Source organism: Vibrio sp. V03_P4A6T147 (assembly GCF_002241085.1).
GTDB lineage: Bacteria > Pseudomonadota > Gammaproteobacteria > Enterobacterales > Vibrionaceae > Vibrio > Vibrio anguillarum.
In genome coordinates, this window is record NZ_NDIO01000350.1 from 1 (window position 1) to 21136 (window position 21136).

A 21136-nucleotide genomic window follows, 5' to 3' on the forward strand; every position below is an offset into this window, starting at 1 on the left:
GTCTATCGCTAGTATAAACAAAGATTAGACTGTATACTTTCTCGTCATTTAAAAATTTTTAGTTAACTATTTGGAGTTCTCATGGCACGCGTAACTGTTCAAGACGCTGTTGAAAAAGTGGGCAATCGTTTCGACCTAGTTCTGATTGCGGCTCGCCGCGCTCGTCAAATGCAAACTGGCGGTAAAGATTCATTGGTGCCAGAAGAGAACGATAAGCCAACCGTTATCGCTCTGCGCGAAATCGAAGAAGGTCTTATCACGAAAGATGTGCTTGATGCTCGTGAGCGCCAAGAGCAGAAAGAGCAAGAAGCCGCAGAATTGGCCGCAGTAAGCAGCATCGCTCACAACCGTTAATTCTGCCATTCAAATTCAACAACCTTCCGGGCCTATAATTTGTATCTATTTGATAGCCTTAAAGACGTTGTCCAAGAATACCTAACAGAGCCTCAAATTGAGGCTCTGCGTCAATCTTATGTGGTCGCACGTGAAGCCCATGAAGGGCAAACCCGTTCTAGCGGCGAACCTTACATCATTCACCCTGTTGCGGTTTCTCGAATTTTGGCTGATATGCGCCTTGATTTGGAAACGCTACAAGCAGCGTTATTACATGATGTCATCGAAGATTGCGATGTCACTAAAGACGATCTTGAAGCGCAATTTGGTCACGCCGTGGCGGAATTGGTGGACGGGGTTTCTAAACTCGACAAGTTGAAATTTCGTGATCGTAAAGAAGCCCAAGCCGAGAACTTTCGTAAGATGGTGCTAGCAATGGTGCAAGACATTCGCGTTATTCTCATCAAACTTGCTGACCGCACACACAATATGCGTACCCTTGGCGCATTGCGCCCGGATAAAAAGCGTCGTATTGCCCGTGAAACGTTAGAGATTTACGCGCCTCTTGCTCACCGCTTAGGGATTCATAACATCAAGACTGAGCTAGAAGAGCTTGGCTTTGAAGCATTGTACCCAAATCGTTATCGCGTATTGAAAGAAGTGGTAAGATCCGCTCGCGGTAACCGCAAAGAGATGATCCAACGCATCCACAGTGAAATTGAAGGCCGCTTGCAAGATTTCGGTTTGAAAGCACGCGTGGTCGGCCGTGAAAAGAACCTGTTCTCCATCTATAACAAGATGAAAACCAAAGAGCAGCGCTTTCACACCATTATGGACATCTACGCTTTTCGAGTCGTGGTCGACACTGCAGATACTTGTTATCGTGCATTAGGCCAAGTTCATAGCTTGTACAAACCTCGCCCGGGGCGCATGAAAGATTACATCGCCGTGCCCAAAGCGAACGGCTACCAATCTTTGCATACCTCGATGGTCGGCCCACACGGCGTCCCAGTTGAAGTGCAGATCCGCACTGAAGACATGGAACAGATGGCCGACAAAGGCGTGGCTGCTCATTGGTCTTACAAAGGTAATGGCGAACGCACTGGCACCACCGCGCAAATTAAAGCACAGCGCTGGATGCAAAGCCTACTTGAACTACAACAAAGCGCTGGCAACTCGTTTGAGTTTATTGAGAACGTTAAGTCGGATCTTTTCCCTGATGAAATCTACGTCTTCACCCCCAAAGGCCGCATCGTTGAGCTGCCTGTCGGGGCAACTGCGGTTGATTTTGCCTACGCGGTACACACCGATGTCGGTAATACCTGTGTTGGAGCTCGTGTTGATCGAAACCCTTATCCGTTAAGTAAATCACTGAAAAACGGCCAAACGATTGAAATCATCAGCGCACCTGGGGCTCGCCCTAATGCCGCTTGGCTCAACTATGTGGTCACATCTCGCGCTCGTACTAAGATACGTCAAGTGCTCAAAACCATGCGCCGTGAGGAATCGATCACACTTGGTAGACGTTTGCTCAATCACGCGCTGGGTGATCTTTCACTCAGTGACATCAGTGACGAGAACATTAAGCATGTGATTGGTGAGCTTAAAATGGCCACGGTCGATGATCTGCTGGCCGCAATTGGTTTAGGCGAACTGATGAGTATTGTCATTGCGCGTCGTCTGCTTGGCGATGCTGATGAGCTGACCGAAGTGGAAAGCAATGATGGCAAACCGAAAAAGAAACTGCCGATCCGCGGCGCTGAAGGTATTTTGCTCACGTTTGCTAACTGCTGCCACCCCATCCCAGACGATCACATCATTGCGCATGTATCTCCGGGTCGTGGTTTAGTGGTGCATCGTGAAACCTGCCCTAATGTTCGTGGCTACCAAAAAGAGCCGGATCGTTACATGGCGGTTGAGTGGTCTAAAGATTACGACCAAGAGTTCATCACCGAACTGAAAGTGGACATGCAAAACCACCAAGGTGCGTTAGCGGAACTGACGAATGTAATCTCGAAAACAGGTTCCAACATTCATGGCCTCTCCACCGAGGAGCGTGATGGACGTTTGTATACTGTTACTGTGCTGCTGACCACCAAAGATCGCATTCACTTAGCAAACATCATGAAAAAAATTCGTGTGATGCCTCATGCACTGAAAGTGCGACGCCGGAAAAATTAAACTATCCAAATAAATAAAACCCCTTGCGGCTAACCACTCATGGGGTTTTTTATTTTCCGACACCCTACCTCCATCTTGCATTTTAGGCGTCACTATTCAAATTAGCCGATGGCCTGCCGCTTATCGACCATTACATGATTTTATGCTGTACAAAAAAACAGTTCGATGGTTGAATAATACATAACGATACTGTTAATGAGCCCTGTTATGTCACAGCTACTGTCCGCGATTCCTCTCACCTCACTCTCTGGCGTGGGCGCTAAAGTGGCTGAAAAACTGGAAAAGGTTGGCTTAATCAGTGTGCAAGATCTGCTGTTCCATCTCCCTTTACGTTATGAGGACCGCACACGGATCTACCCTATCGCTAAATTGCATCCCGGGCTTTGGGCCGCCGTGCAAGGTAAAGTCATGGCGGTGGATACGGTTTTTGGCAAACGCAAAATGCTCACAGTAAAAATAAGCGATGGTAACGGCACCATTACGCTGCGTTTTTTTAACTTTACGGCTGGGATGAAAAACAATTTCGCTGAAGGTAAGTTAGTGCACGCTTACGGTGAAATTAAACGTGGTGGATTCGGCCTTGAAATTGTTCATCCTGATTATAAATTTTATGCTCCTCAACAACAGCCAGATGTCGAAGCTAACTTAACACCCGTTTACCCAACAACCGATGGCCTGCGCCAACTCACGCTACGCACACTCACTGATCAAGCATTAAGTTTACTCGACAAAGCCGCCGTACAAGAATTGCTACCTGCCGGGTTGTATGATCACCAAATTACGCTCTCTGAAGCGCTGCACATCATTCACCGGCCGCCACCGGGCATTAACCTGCAACTGTTTGATGAGGGGAAACATCCGGCGCAGGTTCGCCTAATTATGGAAGAGCTGTTGGCGCAAAACCTCTCCATGCTGGCTGTACGCCATCAAGGCCAGCAAGATATGGCATTGCCACTGGCTGGGTCTGGCACACTCAAACAACAACTGCTTGCACAGCTGCCTTTCTCTCCCACTAAAGCACAAACACGTGTTGTGACAGAGATCGAAGCCGATCTGGCACAAGCTCACCCCATGATGCGTTTAGTACAAGGTGATGTGGGCTCAGGGAAAACCTTGGTCGCTGCATTAGCCGCCGCACGAGCTATCGAACATGGCTATCAAGTAGCATTAATGGCACCGACGGAATTGCTGGCCGAGCAGCACGCGATTAACTTTGCCAACTGGTTTGAAGCAATGGGCATCCAAGTCGGCTGGCTGGCGGGTAAATTAAAAGGCAAAGCGAAAGAAACAGAACTGGCTCGCATTGCCAGCGGTGAGGCAAAAATGATAGTGGGTACTCACGCTCTTTTCCAAGAACAAGTTGAATTTCATCACCTTGCGCTCGTCATCATTGATGAACAACACCGCTTTGGCGTCCACCAGCGTTTAGAACTGCGTGAGAAAGGGGCGAAGCAAGGCGCATATCCGCACCAATTGATCATGACCGCAACGCCGATCCCACGAACTTTAGCGATGACTGCTTACGCTGATTTAGAAACCTCCGTTATTGATGAACTGCCACCGGGACGAACGCCCATTCAAACTGTCGCAATCCCAGATACAAAGCGTGATGATATCGTCGAGCGCGTACGTCATGCCTGTTTGAGTGAAGGAAAACAGGCTTATTGGGTCTGTACTTTGATTGATGAGTCTGAGGTGCTAGAAGCGCAAGCCGCCGCCGACACAGCGCAAGAGCTACAACGCACTCTGCCCGATGTCAAAATCGGTTTGGTGCATGGTCGAATGAAGCCAAGCGAAAAACAAGCGGTGATGCAAGCCTTTAAAAACAATGAACTGCACTTGCTGGTTGCCACAACGGTGATTGAGGTTGGCGTTGACGTGCCGAATGCGAGCTTGATGATCATCGAAAACCCTGAGCGTTTGGGCTTAGCACAGTTGCACCAATTACGCGGCCGCGTAGGGCGAGGCTCTGTCGCCAGCCATTGCGTATTGCTCTACCATGCACCACTATCGAAAACCGCGCAAAAACGCTTGGGTGTACTGCGTGAGAGCAATGACGGTTTTGTGATTGCCCAACGAGACTTAGAAATTCGCGGTCCGGGTGAGCTGCTTGGTACCAAACAGACCGGCCTCGCGGATTTCAAAATTGCGGATTTAGTCCGTGACCAACGTTTAATTCCTGAAGTACAGCGCATTGCTCGCTACTTACACGACCATTATCCAAGCCACGCGACCGCCATTATCGATCGCTGGTTAGGAGAGAAGGACATCTACGCCAAAGCATAAGATTGTTCGTTCTGTATTCCCCTCTCCCTTACACAGTAAAGCAAACGTTTGCTTTCTTGCGTAAACCCTCTATAATTTCGCCAATTTTTTTAGTGAACTACTCACTTATCCAGTCCGAGCAGATTCTGATTAACAGCAATCACAGATGACGTGTCTGCTCCACTTAGTGCTCCCACTCAGCGAACGCTAAGACAACAACGCACCATTAGGAAAACAGTATGACTATCCACAACGCTTCGCGTAAGTCTGATTTGGTTTATCAACTCAACGATAGGCCACCGCTACCCCAAACCATTTTCGCCGCTTTACAACATTTGCTAGCCATGTTTGTTGCGGTCATCACCCCTTCGCTCATTATTTGCCAAACACTTGGTGTTTCTGCCGAACAGACTAACACCATCATCAGCATGTCGCTGTTTGCATCTGGCTTATCCTCTTTTATCCAGATCCGCACCATTGGCCCGATTGGCTCCGGTTTACTTTCTATCCAAGGCACCAGTTTTAACTTTCTTGGGCCAATTATTGGCGCAGGCTTGTCATTAAAAGCGGGTGGTGCAGATATCAGCACTATGATGGCGGCGATCTTTGGCACCATTTTAGTTGCCTCTTTTGCTGAAATCCTATTATCACGAGTGCTGCAATACGCGCGCCGCGTGATCACGCCGCTGGTGTCGGGCATTGTGGTCACCCTGATAGGCTTAACACTGGTACAAGTTGGTTTAGTTTCTATGGGTGGCGGCTATGCTGCGCTCAGCGATGGCACTTTTGGCAGCTTAGACAAACTGGCATTGGCGGGAACCGTGCTTGGGCTTATCGTGTTGCTCAACCGCTCAAGTAACCCATACATTCGCGTAGCATCGATTGTGATTGCGATGTTCGTTGGTTATATCATGGCCTACTTGATGGGGATGGTGAACACTGATTCACTGAGTGAAACTGCCCTGATTGCACTACCAATACCTATGCAGTTTGGTTTGGGTTTTGATTGGTCACTCTTTATTCCTCTGGTACTGATTTTCTTGATCACCGCATTGGAAGCGATTGGTGATATCACCGCCACTTCTGAAGTGTCGGGCGAGCCTGTCAAAGGGCCGATTTACATGAAGCGTATTAAAGGTGGTGTGCTGGCTGATGGTTTGAACTCTGCGCTGGCGGCGGTCTTTAACAGTTTTCCCAACTCGACCTTTAGCCAAAACAATGGTGTAATTATGCTCACCGGGGTTGCCAGCCGTTATGTGGGTTACTTTATTTCCGCCATGTTGGTGTTGCTCGGCCTGTTCCCGGGCGTGGCAAGCTTTGTACAATTGATTCCTGAACCGGTACTTGGCGGTGCAACCATCGTCATGTTCGGCACCATTGCAGCCGCGGGTGTGCGTATTATTTCCCGTGTGGATCTCGACCGCCGCGCGATTTTAATCATGGCGCTGTCGTTTTCGATGGGGTTAGGCATTGCGCAAAAGCCAGAGATTCTGCAATTTATGCCCGAGTTCATTAAGAGCATTTTTTCATCCGGCGTAGCGGCTGGCGGTATCACCGCCATTTTGCTCAACTTGCTACTGCCAGAAAAATTGCCACGCGAAGAAGAAGAACTCGAAGAGCTCAAAACCAACTGATTGCATGGATGTGCCCAAAAACTTCGGTCAGTCGCCGAAAGGGCATCAACCGCAAACACAATGGGCTCAACTGAGCCCATTGTGTTATTTAGTGAATAAGCCCCTATTTGGTCGGGAAGCTCAGTTGCGCTTTGAGTCCACCTTCACTGCGGTTACTCACCACAACGCTGCCATGATGCTGGCTAACAATCCGTTTCACTATCGCCAAACCAAGCCCTGTGCCTTCACTGCCGCGCGCGGTATCGCCACGCGTAAAAGGTTCAAACACTTTACTCACTTGGCTAGGATCAATACCCGGGCCATTATCCTCCACACAAACCCAAGCCATTTTGTTATCTGCGGTACTGCCCGTGCTCACCTTAACCCAACCATTACCATAACGAATGGCGTTCACCACTAAGTTGCTCACCGCGCGTTTAATGGCGATCGCATTGCCAAAGGCTGGCTGCATTGGTAAATGCAGCGCGACATCGATTTTGATCTCGTAGCCCCCTTCGGCAGTGGCGACATCATTGGCGATCTCATTGAGATCAACGGCGGTAAAGGTCTGTTTATTGACGGGTTTAAGGTAGTCCATAAACTGACTGATGATCTCGTTACACTCTTCCGTATCACTGATGATCCCTTCGGCGAGATAACTCTCTTCTGGAGACATCATTTCCGTGGCTAAGCGAATACGAGTCAGCGGCGTACGTAAGTCGTGGCTGATCCCCGCCATCAATAATGAGCGATCCTCTTCAAGCGCTTGGATCCCTTTCGACATTTGATTAAACGCCAACGTCACCGCGCGAATTTCAGAAGCGCCTTTGAGTGGCAATGGTGGCGGATTCTCACCTCGGCCAACGGCTTTGGCGGCTTTTTCTAAGGCAATTAAGGGACGATTTTGCAGACGAATAAACAGCCATCCTCCTAAGACGATCAGTAACGCCATCACCAAACTATTGTGAAATAGTGGCGCAAAATCCTCTTTTTGCAGCTCAGAGAGAGGGATGCGTATTAATGACCCCGGAAAAGAGTCCACTTTCATCCATAAAATATAACTCTCTTTACCCAAAATCATCCGCACATCGGTCGGCGAGCCGAGCTCATTGCTCATCTCCTCGCTCATCAAATCAATGCTGATGGCATCGTGATACTCTTGGGCCATCTCACTCTCTTCACTATGAATGGTGACGCCCAACTGTTCTAACACTCGGCGGCGCTGTAAGGCGTCCATTCCCAGCTTCGATGTATTGTTCGCCGCATCGTCCAGCATTAGGTTGATCTCATGGCCCAAAATCTTATTGAACTGCTGCAAACTGGGCATCAAAGCATAGTTAAATACGGCGTAATAAGAATACACTTGGCTGGCGATCAGCAATGAAAAGAAGAGCAAAATCGATTGAGTAAAGGAACTGCGAATGCGCATAGGAAAACCCGCTATGAACGTACTATCAAAAAGGCGACAAAAAAGCTCCTGTGGGTTAACCGACAGGAGCTGATTGAAATTTAAGACTCTTTACCATCTGGAACGAAGACGTAACCTAAGCCCCACACCGTTTGTATGTAGCGTGGTTTGCTTGGATCCACTTCAAGCATGCGACGTAAACGCGAGATTTGCACATCAATCGAGCGCTCCATTGCGGAGTATTCACGCCCTCTTGCCATATTCATCAACTTATCGCGCGACATTGGCTCACGCGCATTGGTGACTAAGGTCTTCAATACGGCAAATTCACCGGAAGTGAGCGGCATCGGCTCATCGCCACGGAACATTTCGCGGGTCCCTAAATTCAGGCGAAACTCACCAAATTCAACCACCGATTCTTCAGCACTTGGCGCGCCGGGGGCTTCAATCACTTGGCGGCGTAGCACGGCTTTGATTCGCGCCAGTAGTTCACGCGGGTTAAACGGTTTGGGCAGGTAATCATCCGCACCCACCTCCAAGCCAACAATACGATCCACTTCGTCGCCTTTAGCGGTCAGCATTAAAATCGGCAACATGTTATTGGCGTTACGCAAGCGGCGGCAAATAGACAAACCATCTTCACCCGGTAACATCAAATCAAGCACCATTAAGTGGAAGTTTTCACGAGTGAGCAGGCGATCCATCTGTTCGCTATTGGCGACACTACGCACCAGAAAACCTTGCTCTGACAAGTAACGCTCAAGCAATGCACGTAAACGCGCATCATCATCCACCACTAAAATTTTATAGTTTTCTTGCATCTGAGATCCCACCTAATTCTGAGCTTCAGCCAATATCAAACCGAGCGAGTAAAATGTAACACCGTTGCGGCTAAAATCATGCAAAGAATTGTTAACGTTTATGTCTTTTGTCGCGCTTCGTTGTTAGACACTAAGCGGATAACATCGTTTGTCAGTTCGGCTCTTTATCAAAGCGGCCAAAACGATAGCGATAGCCTAAACCAAAGGCAATATCGGTGCTGTTGTTGGCATTAAACATATTTTCGACCGCAGTAACTTCAATCGCTGAATGGCTCATTTGATAACGATACCCCAAAATAAACTCGGTCGATGGTTTAGAAAAGTCATCCTCGCCCGTTGAAAGGCCTTGATAGAATGAGACCTGCCCAATCAGATAATGGCGTTCTAACCACTGATATCGATAACTGGTACCCATCGACCAAGTGCTCGAATGATACTGGGTTTGGCCTGGTACATTGGTCGGGTTGCGAAAGGTGATAGCCAACAGCGTATCAAGTGCATGCTTACCTCTTCGGTAGCCATAATTAAGCTGCACCGCTTGTTCAAACTCGGATAGGTTGAATATTCCATGGTGTGGATCGTTGTAATAGAGTGAAACTCCCAATGACAAACCGTGATGAGACTTATCCACCAGCTGGTACTGTAAATAACTGGTCAACGCACGGCTCAATGTCTCGCCTCGGAACGCTTCCTGATCAATGCCGTACTCTGGCATTTGAATGATGAAGCGATCGTTATCGACATCCTCACGCCCGTTTTGATCAATGCCAAACCCATCATGAAAAGCAATGGTTAAGCCATCTAAATGATTATTGGCAGCAAAGTTCCAACGATAATTAAGCTCAGCCTGCCACTTAGAAGAGAGCTGCCATTTACCGCCCATCGCTATCTGATTCTGGTAATAATCCAGCGTATAGTCAGGCGTGATCGCCCAAATGCTGGCGATAGTCGCGCTGGTATAGAGCTCCACTTCTTCCTCTTGCATCGAAAAGCCGGAGCGAAGTTGTGCAGAAAGGCTATTGGTATGCAGTGGCGATTGCACATAGCTTTGCGCAGGCCCGTAGTCAATGTCCGCCCACGCCGAGGGGATGGAAAGAGAAAAGAGAATAAACCAACAAACGCACTTACACTCCGTCATGCATACTCTCCGGCCAAAGCAACCTTTTGAATATATTAGACAATCATTAACGCTTAGTGAGTGACCATATCCCTTAATGATGATCTACCGTACACATTAAGTGTATGCGCTAATTCAGCAATATCATGAGATAGTGCTAACTTTTTCCGCAAGCTAGGGCGTTTTCAAATTCGGATTATCAAATTTTTTTTGAAAATGAATTAAGCAAGAGGCGGTTTCTTGTTTGGACTCAGTCCGTTATCTTAGCGCCATCTCGAATGTTATCTTCCCTAGGAGGGAAAAATGAATATTGTTCAAGCATCGCAAGCGCGCTATTCCACCAAAGCGTTTGACACCAACCGTAAACTGACTGAACAGCAAGTCGCTGATATTAAAGAACTGGTACGCATGAGCGCCTCTAGCGTCAATTCGCAGCCTTGGCATTTTATTTTGGCGGCTAGCGAGGAAGGCAAAACGCGTATCGCCAAAGCGGCGCAAGGTCAATTTTCCTTTAACGAACGCAAAATTTTGGATGCGTCTCACGTGATGGTGTTTTGCGCCAAAACCGATATTGATGATCACTACTTATTGACGCTGCTGGAAAACGAAGAGAAAGATGGCCGCTTTGCCAATGAAGAAGCCAAAACAGGCATGCACGGTGGACGCAGCTATTTTGTTAACTTGCATCGAGAAACGCTCAATGACGCCGAACACTGGATGCAAAAACAAGTTTATTTAAATGTTGGAACACTGCTGCTCGGAGCGGCTGCGATGGGCATTGATGCTGTCCCCATTGAAGGATTTGATGCCGAGGTGCTCAACCAAGAGTTTGGCCTGACTGAAAAAGGGTTCACCAGCTTAGTGATTGTACCGCTCGGTTACCACAGCGAAGAAGATTTCAACGCCAAGCTGCCGAAATCTCGCTGGCCAGAGCAAACCGTCTTTACTGAGTTATAAGCCATGATCCACTTATTAGCCGAAATCAAAGCCCTTCCCGACTCAATAGAGCGAGTGCAAGCTATGCTTGAAGCGCTGCTTGAACCGAGCCGCAACGAAACAGGCTGCTGCCAATATGAGCTCTATCGTGATAACTCGATTGACGGGTTATTCTTGATGCAGGAGATTTGGTGCTCAGAGGAGAGCTTGCAACAACACCAGCAGAGTGCGCATTTTCAGCACTTTCAACAACAGCTTAGCGAGCAAGAGGCATTGGAATACCTACAAATCCGCCCGCTAACGTTTGTTGGCTAATGCGGGATTAACTCTCACGCTGTTTGATGGCTGTCAGTACCGCTTGTCGTTGCTGGCAGCCTTTTCCACGAATAAATTCCTGAAAAGCGCGAATGGTTGGGGTGATCAAACGTCGGTCTGCACACACGATATAAATTGGCACTGGCCCACTTTCCCATTGCGGTAAAATGCGTACTAAACGCCCATCAATAATATCCTGACTGATATCCATTAATGACTTATTGGCAATGCCTTTGCCTTTAACAACCAATCGATGTACCACGTCACCATCGTTGCATGCGGGGTTTCCTTGCACTACCACACTCTGCGTTTCGCCCTCTCGGCTCAAAACCCACTTATTATGCAGCGTGTCGGCCAGCATATAACAAAGACAATTGTGATGTTGCAGATCGTCAGGATGGAGGATAGGTGGATGCGTTGCCAAATATTCTGGCGAAGCGCATAACACGCGCTCGTTTGATTCACACAGCGGCATTGCAACCAAATTGGAATCCGCAGGATGGCCATAACGAATCGCAATATCCATCGGGTGAGCATACATATCCGCTAAGCGATCAGAGAGATCCAGTTTAACGATGACGTTCGGGTGCAAGGCAATAAATTCATCGATCCAATCCAGCAGTAAATTGCGCCCCAAATCCGAAGGGGCACTGAGGTGCAGCTTCCCCGCTAGTTGACCGCGCGCGCATGCTATCTGATCGAGCCCTTCTTGCAACGTGGCAAGGGCTGTCTGAGTTTTGGCGAGGAAAATCTCCCCCTCTTGGGTTAAGCGCATATGACGTGTCGAGCGGACAAAGAGCGGAAACTGCACCTGCTCTTCTAAGCGGCGAATGGCGGCACTGACCGCGGCCGTGGTCAGCGATACGCTGTTGGCCGCCTTAGAAAAACTGCCTTGGCGTGCAGTTTCGACAAACAAGTTCAGATCATTGAGTGCTTTCATCTTCTCCGCCTATTGGGCTATTTCCATCGCTAAAATTTCCATGACAAGTGATATTAATCGGCTGATAGGCTTGCCAACACTTTTGCGCGCTAACATCGCCGCCTTGCGCTTTACGCTGATAATGCTGTTGCAATTGCGTCAGATAACGCTGGGCAATCATTTTTTGCTCATCATTGTCCACTTGCCAGATCGATTCACCGACCAAACTAAGGGGTGGTAATTTTGGTTCTTTGCCTCGTACTGCAGGCGGATGAATCTGCACGTTCAGCAGCTCGTAGATACGCCGATTCTCTTCCACCAGTTGTTCCTGTTGTAATCTCGCGCCCAGTGTCATCAACTGTTCACGTAAGGTGTAGCCGTGATGCACAGGACAAAGCAGAAAATCGAACGAGCGATGCGGATAACGCTCAACCAGCTCGGCAATGAATTCACTCATTAAATCACCGCCAACCCCAGCGATGATCAGTAGATGCGAGCCAGAATGGCTATCAAGCGGCAAATCGCGCACATCAAGGCAATGTGTACGCCAGCGCGGTAACGCCGCCGTTGCAGGGAAATAGCGCGTTAAATCGAGCGTCACCTTTTCAATCAACGCTGGCACAATATCAACAAAATGCACCACACTATTTGGACAGCGCTTCAGTAATGCCGCGCCAAGCAAACCGTGATCGCAGCAGCAATCCCAAATATGATCGTAGTGGCGGTTGATCTGCTGTACTAACTGCGTGAGCCGTTTTCCTAATTTCATCTTTGCCCAACCAAGCCGCATGATACAACACGCCGCCGAATAAAAAGAGTGGCGGCCATTTTACTTGGATTTGAAGAAATGTTGCATAGAAAATAACAAACCCATCAATGAACATTTCTAGTTAACCTGTCAGTGATTTATAGTAAGCAACACTTAATCTATTCTGACAAAAGGAAATGTCATGGCAGCTCTGTTTTTCAAGTGCCTGCTTGGTGCGCTTGCCGTGTTGATCATCGCCCTGCTCTCCAAAAGCAAAAGCTTTTTTATTTCTGGTCTTGTACCGCTGTTTCCTACCTTCGCTCTGATTGCGCATTACATTGTCGGCACCGAACGCACGATGGAAGACCTGCGCACCACCGCGTTGTTTGGCCTTTACTCGCTTATCCCTTATGCGGCATACCTATTGGCAGTATACTACTTCAGTTATTGGCTACCTCTCACCAGTACACTGGTATGTGCCACTTTGGTGTGGTTGGCATTCGCTGCATTATTGTTAGTAAGTTGGACACGTTTAAACCCTGCGATAGCCTAAACCATCATCCCCGACGGTCATATCGATACGGGAGAAAGCCAAACGCAAGCACTACAACGTGAAGTGCTAGAGGAACGATGGCATTTACGCTGCACAATTTATTAAGGAAAGACATAATGTTCGAAAGAGCTTCTTTTACTCTGTTTATTCACATTGTGGTGATCGCAGCTGTTGCGGCGAGTGTGGGAAGCTTGCTCGCCATTCCGCTTTCTGAAATGTTTATTGCCGCAGCTTTGGTCATTGTGCTGCATAAAAAACGCCTCTTATCCATCCACGTTCCTAACGGGTTATTGTTGACGGTGCAAATTGTGCTCGGCATCAGCGTTGGGGCGACCATCAGTTTAAGTCAACTGGGCGAAACCTTAACCCTACCGGTGATTATCGGTTTGGTTTGCTGCTTAAGCTTGCAGATCGCCAGCAGCTTTCTTTGGCTCCGCAAAAGAGAAGGTTGGTCACCGTTTGAATCTCTACTCGGTGCGGTACCGGGCGCGATGGCAGCGATTTTGGTGATCAGCGAATCAAGCCAGACTCCTTCAACCAAAGTGGTTTATTCGCACTCGGTGCGCTTGATGATCCTCACTTTACTGGCTCTTTTTATCTCCAATAGCACGCCCGACGTTGCCCCCGTTGAGAGCAGTTTGACGATTTACGCGTGGTTGATTTTCTTTGCGCTTGCGCTGCTTAGTCTACTGCTGGGTAAAGGCTCGACCTTGCTCGGCATTCCTGCGCCCTATATGTTGGCGGCACTGCTGGTCACGGCCAGTTTCAATAGTTTTTCGACAGGCATTGCGCTACAACTTCCAACATGGATGTGAGATGCGAAAAATGAGCGACCGAGGAATATTTTGAACCGAATACTCCGTTCACTGCCCTTTTTCATACTCAATCGAGTTAATAAACCACTCTTTGATACCAGTGGGCGTGGGCACTTGCACCTCGTCATCAACCTCTTTTTTCAGCAGAGCACGCGCCATCGGTGAATCGATGGAGATGTAATCTTTCGCGTCACCGTAAATCTCTTCTGGGCCCACAATGCGAAAGCGCTTTACATCACCCGCTTCATTTTCAATTTCCACCCAAGCACCGAAAAACACTTTCCCCTCTTGTTGAGGCGAATAATCAACTATCGTCACTTCCGGTAAAAATTTTCTCAAAAAACGAATTCGGCGATCAATTTGGCGCAGTAAACGCTTATTAAAGGTGTAGTCTGCGTTTTCAGAGCGATCCCCTAGGCCAGCAGCCCAAGTGACTATTTTGGTAATTTCTGGCCGTTTTTCATGCCAAAGATGGTCATGCTCTGCCTTTAATTTATTGTAGCCCTCACGGGTAATCAGTTTGGTCTTCAAGATCTTTTCCCATTACACACCGCCGCACATTCAAGGTAGCCGCAGGTTATACATTCATCACGATGGCTTGTTGCTACTATACTGTCATTTTCGCTCGGCACCAACTGACTGAGCTTATCTTTAGCCACCAAACTCATCTTCGGTTTTAGCGCTGCCAACGCTGAAAAATGACATCAAAATCACACGCGTTACGTGACCTCTTTGGCACAATCGGGTAGAAGGTTATCTCACTAATCTCATAACAGCGCGCCGTTAGACTAGAAATAAGTCTAACGTGCCCCAATAGTTACCCTATTCAAACCACCCTGAGTGGTGGTGCTACTGAACTACAAAAGAGAAACCACGGATGAGCCAAGCTATCTGCAAATTGATCGCAAAAGAGCTAAATGTGCGTCTTGAGCAAGTGACAGCGACTGTCACACTTATTGATGACGGAAACACCGTTCCTTTTATCGCCCGTTACCGTAAAGAGGTCACGGGTGGGCTAGACGACACCCAACTGCGTACCTTAGACAGCCGTTTATCCTATCTGCGCGAGCTCGATGATCGCCGCCAAACCATTCTAAAATCGATTCAAGAACAAGGCAAACTCACCGCTGAGCTAGCACAAGAGATCAACCAAGCAGATAGTAAAACTCGCCTTGAAGATCTCTATTTACCCTACAAACCTAAGCGTCGTACTAAAGGTCAAATTGCGATTGAAGCAGGGCTTGAACCACTGGCAGACAAGCTGTGGAATGAAGCGCAAACCGACCCTGAAACCGAGGCCGCACACTATGTGAACACCGAGAAAGGGATCAGTGATATCAAAGCAGCACTGGACGGTGCACGCGCCATTATCATGGAACGCATTGCGGAAGATGCCAACCTGCTGGACAAAGTGCGCCGCCATTTGACGCGCAGTGCCGAATTGGTCTCTCGCGTGGTCGAAGGCAAAGAGCAAGCAGGGGAGAAATTTAAAGATTACTTCGCGCATAACGAAACACTCAGTAAAGTGCCTTCACACCGAGCATTGGCCATGCTTCGCGGCCGCAATGAAGGCTTTTTAAGTTTGAGCATGAATGCCGACCCAGAGCAAGAAGAGGGCGTGCGCCAATCGTATTGCGAAACGCTGATTGCACAACACTATGGCATTCACTTAAGCAGCGCCCCTGCCGATGGGTGGCGCAAACAAGTGATCAGTTGGGCGTGGCGCATTAAAGTGTCAATGCACATGGAAACCGAACTGATGGGCGCAATGAAAGAGCGTGCCGAAATCGAAGCGATTGAAGTGTTTGCCACCAACTTAAAAGATTTGTTGATGGCCGCACCGGCTGGTCCACGCGCCACTCTCGGCTTGGATCCTGGTTTGCGAACGGGTTCGAAAATTGCGGTAGTGGACGCCACGGGTAAAGTACTGGCAACTGAGACGATTTATCCGCATCAACCGCATAACCAACATGACAAATCAGCGAAAATTGTTGAGCAGTTGGTACGCCAATTTAACGTCGATTTGATTGCGATTGGCAACGGTACCGCATCGCGCGAAACCGATACTTTTGTCGCCGATGTCATTAAGCGCGGCAACCTGAAAGTGCAGAAAATCATTGTTAGCGAAGCAGGGGCCTCGGTCTACTCAGCCTCTGAGTTGGCGGCCAAAGAGTTCCCCAATATGGATGTGTCGCTACGCGGCGCGGTGTCGATTGCTCGCCGCCTGCAAGATCCACTTGCCGAGCTGGTGAAAATCGATCCGAAATCGATCGGTGTGGGCCAATACCAACACGATGTCAGCCAGTCGATGCTCGCCAAACGCTTAGATGCGATTGTTGAAGACTGCGTCAACGCAGTGGGCGTGGATGTGAATACCGCCTCTGCCGCGCTGTTAACACGCGTGGCAGGCTTGTCTAACGCACTGGCGCAAAACATCGTTGATTATCGGGATGAAAATGGACGCTTCGCCTCACGCGCTACACTGAAAAAAGTCGCGCGCTTAGGGCCAAAAGCATTTGAGCAATGTGCGGGCTTCTTACGCATTATGGATGGAAAAAATCCACTCGATGCCTCTTCGGTTCACCCAGAAGCGTATCCAGTGGTGAAAGCCATCGCCGAAAAAAACAGCAAAGAGATCAAAGCACTGATCGGCAATAGTGAATTTTTGCGCAATTTACACGCCGTCGATTACACCGACGAGCATTTTGGCCTACCGACTGTCACTGACATCATCAAAGAGCTCGATAAACCGGGCCGCGATCCACGCCCTGAGTTTAAGACCGCAACCTTTGCTGACGGCGTGACTGAAATGAAAGATCTGGAAATTGGGATGATTTTGGAAGGCGTGGTATCGAATGTGACCAACTTTGGTGCTTTTGTCGACATTGGCGTTCACCAAGATGGCTTAGTGCATATCTCTGCATTGACTGATCGTTTCATTGCCGACCCGCGTGAAGTGGTGAAAGCGGGCGATATCGTCAAAGTTAAAGTGATGGAAGTCGATGTGCAGCGAAAACGCATTGCTCTCTCGATGCGCTTAAACGATGAGCCGGGGCAAGATAACCGCAGCCAACGCTCTGGCTCTACAAGTGGCAACACGCGTTCGCATCAAAACGGTGGCCAACCGCAACGCCGTCGTGAAGAGCCACAACAAAACGCGGCAATGGGTGGAGCTTTCGCCGCCGCCTTTGCTAAAGCGAAAAAATAGCGGCGATGCGTAACTTACTGGATAAACGAATCACAGTGAAAAGCACCTAACCACGTCGCTCATATCAGAGCCGCAAAAAACACAAATCCCCACTGCGGCCAATGCCTAAGTGGGGATTTTATTTATCGCGATAAGTCGCATTCATCGACCTACAACACCGCAATCACTTCAGAAGGCGTATTGGGTGCAACCGCGTGACCATAATAGTACTTAATTACAGTTCGCCGGCGCGCCATTTTGCCTTCGGTTATCGCAGCATCAATAATGTGTTTAGGTAACCTAAACCGCATCGTATAGCTTTTACCTTGATCCTTGCTGTAGGTGGCGAGAGCGAGCAAGTCAAACAGCCTTTCGAGCTCGCTTTTCTGCTCCTCTTGATAAGAAGTCGATGTTTCGTATTCGGTGCCAACCTCATAGCTTGGGTGCTCTGAAGGGTCCCATGACGACTGTTTTCGTCTTTTATCATCCGCCTTTACCTTACGCTCAGCGTTGGTTTTAGCCAGTTCGACGGTTGGCATCACAGGGGCGCGGATCCGATTGTCACGCGCGGCCTGTTCCGTTTGCACATTAACCGATGGGGCGATAAGTGGCACACTTACGTTCGTTGGTGACACCATCATAGCCGAAACCTCCTCAGTATCGCCCGCCCCGATAGACCTGCTTTCGCTCAGCACTACTGGGTTAGACTTTATATCGACCAGATTGCTCAAACTTTTAGCAAATTTATTTTTAATTTAACATTTGTACCCAACGGCTTGACGTTTCAGGACGCTACAGATAAAGACAGCAAACGGGTGAATCCCCATGAGAGAGATCAACGATGTGATTGAGGTGAGCCAACACAGCTGTAGCTTTAAGTAGAAAGACATTGCATGGGTATCAATGCCTTAACGTGCAAAGGCGATGAGCTGCTGGCAAAAATCGTCCAGTTCAGTGATGAACGGTGCGTGGGAGGAATTGCCAAAAATGTACTGCTCGCTATTGGGCAAGGTTTTTTGCAACTCTTGCGCCACCTTAACCGGCACCAAACCATCAAGCCGACCATATAGACGAAGCATGGGAATCGAGAGTGCTGTCAACGGCTGGCGCAAATCCACCTCCGCCAACATGACCAAACCCGCTAACAATGATTGTGGGTTCGGCGCGGGCCGTGATAACACCGCTTGTTTTAGGTATTTGACATCTTGCTTTGCCTGAGGGCTGCCCATCGCTTGCAGCGCCATAAAGCGCTCAACAGTAGCCTGAAAATCGTCCATTAACTGTTCAGTAAAGGCACTGAGCACTTGAGGGAGAATGCCACGCCACGGTTTCTGTGCCGCAAATTTGGGAGAGCTCGCCACAGTGACCAATTTGCTCACATAACTTGGGTGATGCAGTGCCATATGAGTCGCCACTAACCCACCCAAAGACCAACCGACCCAAATGGCTTGTTTAGGCGCTTGCATGATTAGCGCTTGCGCGATCTCTTCTAGATCAGCGGCGTGACTAGCAGCGCTGTGCCCATAACCAGGCAAATCAACCACGTGCACACGAAAATGTCCTTTAAGCACATCGACCGCTTGCTGCCATACTGCACCATTCATCCCCCAGCCGTGCACCAAGACAAGATCATCGCCCTCGCCTGAGGCTTGCCAATATAACGCTGTGGCCATGCTCACAAATTCTCCCACTAAATTCACACTTCTTCGCTGAAAAAATACCGATCATACACTCACTGACTTGAAATCACGGTCAACACAAAGACTGATTCAAGTTGCAAGAGTATAACCATACTTCGTTTCACAGCTTTGGTTGAGTTATGTTATCGCATTGGGTTCAAAAAACCATCACTCGCTTGGTAAGCCGTCAGTGTCTACTGTGTCGTTTACCGATTGAAACTCATCAAACTGGGGCTTGGTGTAAGACCTGCCTAACCTATTTTGCACCACAACCTCGCTGCCAACAGTGCGGCCTGCCAACGCTTATTACCGTACCTCAATGCGGGCAATGTTTAGCAAATCCTCCGCCTTGGCAACGCCTATACTGTGTCGGCGACTATATTTTTCCGCTCAGTCACACCATTCATCAACTCAAATATGAAGGTCAATTTTGGCAATCTCGCCATTTGAGCGCCCTACTGACGCCACGTATCGACAATCCCGCCCCGCTCATCACCAGCGTTCCGTTGCACTGGCAACGGCGCTTAAAACGCGGCTTCAATCAAAGTGCACTACTTGCCTCTCAATTAAGTCAACAACTGGGGGCTAGCTGCGATAACCAGTTGCTCAAACGCAATCGCGCAACGCCCCAGCAGCAAGGGCTTTCTAAATTACAGCGCAAACAAAATCTCAAACATGCATTCACACTACGGCACCTTCCCACGCACAAGCACATTGCACTTGTTGATGATGTAGTAACCACGGGCAGCACCGTGCAGCAAATCTGTCAATTACTGCTTGAAGTCGGTGTCGAAAGGATTGATATTTACTGCATATGCCGCACTCCTGAACCTAAAGATTAACCAACACGGTTTTATTTAGCGCGTAAAAAGGACTGGATCCGCCGTGTTTCAGGAGTAGAATGGCAAGTAATAACCTATAAATTTACTCAGGTATTCGTCGTGTCAAATTCTATTATTATTACCGAAACAGCCCAAACCCATTTCGGCAAGTTGCTTGGGCAACAGCCTGATGGTACTAACATCCGAGTTTTTGTAGTCAATCCAGGCACTCAAAATGCAGAGTGTGGCGTCTCTTACTGCCCACCCGAGGCAGTGGAAGCGACTGATACTGAAATTGCCTTTGAAGGTTTTTCTGCGTATGTCGATGAACTGAGCTTGCCGTTTTTAGAAGACGCAGAGATCGATTTCGTCACTGATAAAATGGGTTCACAACTGACACTTAAAGCTCCGAATGCGAAGATGCGTAAAGTGTCTGATGACGCAAGCCTGATTGAACGTGTGGAATATGCGATTCAAACTCAAGTCAACCCGCAGTTAGCTGGCCATGGTGGCCATGTCAGCTTGGTTGAAATCACCGAAGATGGTATTGCGATTGTCGCCTTTGGTGGCGGCTGTAACGGTTGTTCAATGGTCGATGTCACCCTCAAAGAAGGCATTGAAAAAGAACTGCTTCAACAATTTGAAGGCGAATTAACCGCGGTGCGCGATGCTACTGAACACGATCGTGGTGAGCACTCTTACTACTAGTGACTCGCTAGATACGTGGATTACAGAAAAACGAAGCCGAGATGAGATTCTCGGCTTTTTTATACTTAAAATCATTTGCCGCGCTCAAGTCCTTTTCAATTAAGGTCATTTTCTCATATAGTTAGAAAAGTCATTTGCCTTACGGGAATTAGTGTATGCCAACCAGAAAACTGCCCGAAATTTTAGCCCAAAGAACGGCAGCTCAATCGACCCTGTTTACCATCGAATCATTAGATTTACGCTTTTCTAACGGCGAACAGCGCACCTATGAACGAATGAAACCGAGCGGCCGGCATGCAGTCATGATGGTGCCAGTAACGGCACAAGGAGATTTACTGCTGGTTCGAGAGTATGCCGCTGGCACTGAACGCTATGAGCTCGGATTCCCTAAGGGTTTGATTGACCAAGGAGAAAGCCCGCAACAAGCAGCAAATCGTGAACTCAAAGAAGAAATTGGTTTTGGCGCAACCACCTTAACCCCCTTAAAAGAGGTGGTACTTGCCCCCTCTTACTTTTCGAGCAAAATGACACTCTTCTTAGCACAAGATCTATACTCAGAAGTAATGGAAGGCGATGAACCCGAACCTTTAGAGGTCATTCGCTGGCCTCTGGCCCAAGCAGAAGAGCTACTGACTCACCTCGATTTCTGTGAAGCCCGAAGCATTACCGCACTACTGCTTGCTCTGCGCAGCCTAAAATAACAAAGTAGAGCTATAG

20 protein-coding genes and 1 pseudogene are annotated in these 21136 nt (G+C 48.5%); 13 read left to right on the top strand and 8 right to left on the bottom strand.

From position 1 onward, the window contains the following. Positions 1 to 81: 81 nt before the first annotated feature. The 4 genes from rpoZ to B9J84_RS13620 all read left to right on the top strand — a co-directional run bounded on the left by rpoZ (position 82) and on the right by B9J84_RS13620 (position 6413). Positions 82 to 354: a DNA-directed RNA polymerase subunit omega gene (gene rpoZ, locus B9J84_RS13605; protein WP_013855406.1), complete on the top strand. Its 273-nt coding sequence runs from the start codon at positions 82 to 84 to the stop codon at positions 352 to 354. Between the two features lie 39 nt (positions 355 to 393). Continuing rightward, the gene (spoT, locus tag B9J84_RS13610; RefSeq protein WP_017045712.1) at positions 394 to 2514 is read left to right on the top strand and encodes a bifunctional GTP diphosphokinase/guanosine-3',5'-bis pyrophosphate 3'-pyrophosphohydrolase; all 2121 of its coding nucleotides are present in this window, start codon (positions 394 to 396) and stop codon (positions 2512 to 2514) included. 207 nt (positions 2515 to 2721) lie between these two features. Continuing rightward, entirely contained in the window at positions 2722 to 4800 is a 2079-nt protein-coding gene (recG, locus tag B9J84_RS13615) for an ATP-dependent DNA helicase RecG (protein WP_094124367.1), read from the top strand. Positions 4801 to 5018: 218 nt separating this feature from the next. Then, the gene (locus B9J84_RS13620; protein ID WP_047688004.1) at positions 5019 to 6413 is read left to right on the top strand and encodes a uracil-xanthine permease family protein; all 1395 of its coding nucleotides are present in this window, start codon (positions 5019 to 5021) and stop codon (positions 6411 to 6413) included. A 103-nt stretch (positions 6414 to 6516) separates the two neighbouring features. Here the strand turns inward: B9J84_RS13620 and envZ are convergent, their stop codons facing one another. The 3 genes from envZ to B9J84_RS13635 all read right to left on the bottom strand — a co-directional run bounded on the left by envZ (position 6517) and on the right by B9J84_RS13635 (position 9759). Then, the gene (gene envZ, locus B9J84_RS13625; protein WP_013855410.1) at positions 6517 to 7821 is read right to left on the bottom strand and encodes a two-component system sensor histidine kinase EnvZ; all 1305 of its coding nucleotides are present in this window, start codon (positions 7819 to 7821) and stop codon (positions 6517 to 6519) included. A gap of 80 nt (positions 7822 to 7901) precedes the next feature. Next, positions 7902 to 8621, bottom strand: coding sequence for a two-component system response regulator OmpR (ompR, locus tag B9J84_RS13630; protein WP_010319303.1), 720 nt, complete (start codon positions 8619 to 8621; stop codon positions 7902 to 7904). 151 nt (positions 8622 to 8772) lie between these two features. Next, positions 8773 to 9759, bottom strand: coding sequence for a DUF3187 family protein (locus B9J84_RS13635; protein WP_094124368.1), 987 nt, complete (start codon positions 9757 to 9759; stop codon positions 8773 to 8775). A gap of 282 nt (positions 9760 to 10041) precedes the next feature. Between B9J84_RS13635 and B9J84_RS13640 the strand changes: the two genes are divergently transcribed. Together B9J84_RS13640 and B9J84_RS13645 are read left to right on the top strand one after the other, a co-directional pair. Further along, on the top strand, positions 10042 to 10695 hold the full coding sequence (locus tag B9J84_RS13640) for an oxygen-insensitive NAD(P)H-dependent nitroreductase NfsB (protein ID WP_017049380.1): 654 nt from the start codon (positions 10042 to 10044) through the stop codon (positions 10693 to 10695). Positions 10696 to 10698: 3 nt separating this feature from the next. Then, positions 10699 to 10989 (top strand): putative quinol monooxygenase, encoded by a 291-nt coding sequence (locus tag B9J84_RS13645; RefSeq protein ID WP_013855414.1) that lies wholly within the window; start codon positions 10699 to 10701, stop codon positions 10987 to 10989. A 7-nt stretch (positions 10990 to 10996) separates the two neighbouring features. Here the strand turns inward: B9J84_RS13645 and B9J84_RS13650 are convergent, their stop codons facing one another. Next, positions 10997 to 11929, bottom strand: coding sequence for a LysR family transcriptional regulator (locus tag B9J84_RS13650; RefSeq protein ID WP_094124369.1), 933 nt, complete (start codon positions 11927 to 11929; stop codon positions 10997 to 10999). After that, a complete protein-coding gene (locus tag B9J84_RS13655) occupies positions 11913 to 12677 on the bottom strand; it encodes a tRNA (adenine(22)-N(1))-methyltransferase (protein WP_404207385.1) in 765 nt (254 codons plus the stop codon). The genes B9J84_RS13650 and B9J84_RS13655 overlap by 17 nt, the downstream gene beginning before the upstream one ends. A gap of 181 nt (positions 12678 to 12858) precedes the next feature. Here B9J84_RS13655 and B9J84_RS13660 point away from each other — a divergent pair, with 181 nt between their 5' ends. From B9J84_RS13660 to B9J84_RS13665, 3 genes and pseudogenes are all read left to right on the top strand, one after another. Then, complete coding sequence (locus B9J84_RS13660; protein ID WP_094124371.1) at positions 12859 to 13209, top strand: GlpM family protein; 351 nt, start codon at positions 12859 to 12861, stop codon at positions 13207 to 13209. 6 nt (positions 13210 to 13215) lie between these two features. After that, positions 13216 to 13314, top strand: a complete 99-nt coding sequence (locus B9J84_RS16240) for an NUDIX domain-containing protein (protein WP_256375990.1) — start codon at positions 13216 to 13218, stop codon at positions 13312 to 13314. 11 nt (positions 13315 to 13325) lie between these two features. Next, a pseudogene (locus tag B9J84_RS13665) lies at positions 13326 to 14021 on the top strand (AbrB family transcriptional regulator); the annotation flags it as partial. Between the two features lie 51 nt (positions 14022 to 14072). Here B9J84_RS13665 and greB read toward each other — a convergent pair. Then, complete coding sequence (gene greB, locus B9J84_RS13670; RefSeq protein WP_010319306.1) at positions 14073 to 14555, bottom strand: transcription elongation factor GreB; 483 nt, start codon at positions 14553 to 14555, stop codon at positions 14073 to 14075. Positions 14556 to 14901: 346 nt separating this feature from the next. On the opposite strand from greB, the gene B9J84_RS13675 reads away from it, so the two are divergent. Continuing rightward, positions 14902 to 17232 carry a Tex family protein gene (locus tag B9J84_RS13675; protein ID WP_094124372.1) on the top strand — a complete coding sequence of 777 codons (2331 nt, stop codon included), beginning with the start codon at positions 14902 to 14904 and terminating at the stop codon, positions 17230 to 17232. A 149-nt stretch (positions 17233 to 17381) separates the two neighbouring features. On the opposite strand, the gene B9J84_RS13680 is transcribed toward B9J84_RS13675, so the two are convergent. Both B9J84_RS13680 and bioH read right to left on the bottom strand, forming a co-directional pair. Continuing rightward, complete coding sequence (locus B9J84_RS13680) at positions 17382 to 17852, bottom strand: hypothetical protein (RefSeq protein ID WP_026027513.1); 471 nt, start codon at positions 17850 to 17852, stop codon at positions 17382 to 17384. A 267-nt stretch (positions 17853 to 18119) separates the two neighbouring features. Further along, positions 18120 to 18884 (bottom strand): pimeloyl-ACP methyl ester esterase BioH, encoded by a 765-nt coding sequence (gene bioH / locus B9J84_RS13685; protein WP_038148688.1) that lies wholly within the window; start codon positions 18882 to 18884, stop codon positions 18120 to 18122. A gap of 146 nt (positions 18885 to 19030) precedes the next feature. Here bioH and B9J84_RS13690 point away from each other — a divergent pair, with 146 nt between their 5' ends. From B9J84_RS13690 to nudE, 3 genes are all read left to right on the top strand, one after another. After that, entirely contained in the window at positions 19031 to 19732 is a 702-nt protein-coding gene (locus tag B9J84_RS13690; protein WP_094124373.1) for a phosphoribosyltransferase family protein, read from the top strand. A gap of 99 nt (positions 19733 to 19831) precedes the next feature. Beyond that, on the top strand, positions 19832 to 20419 hold the full coding sequence (nfuA, locus tag B9J84_RS13695; RefSeq protein ID WP_013855425.1) for a Fe-S biogenesis protein NfuA: 588 nt from the start codon (positions 19832 to 19834) through the stop codon (positions 20417 to 20419). Between the two features lie 155 nt (positions 20420 to 20574). Next, on the top strand, positions 20575 to 21120 hold the full coding sequence (gene nudE / locus B9J84_RS13700) for an ADP compounds hydrolase NudE (protein ID WP_064624176.1): 546 nt from the start codon (positions 20575 to 20577) through the stop codon (positions 21118 to 21120). Positions 21121 to 21136 lie beyond the last annotated feature (16 nt).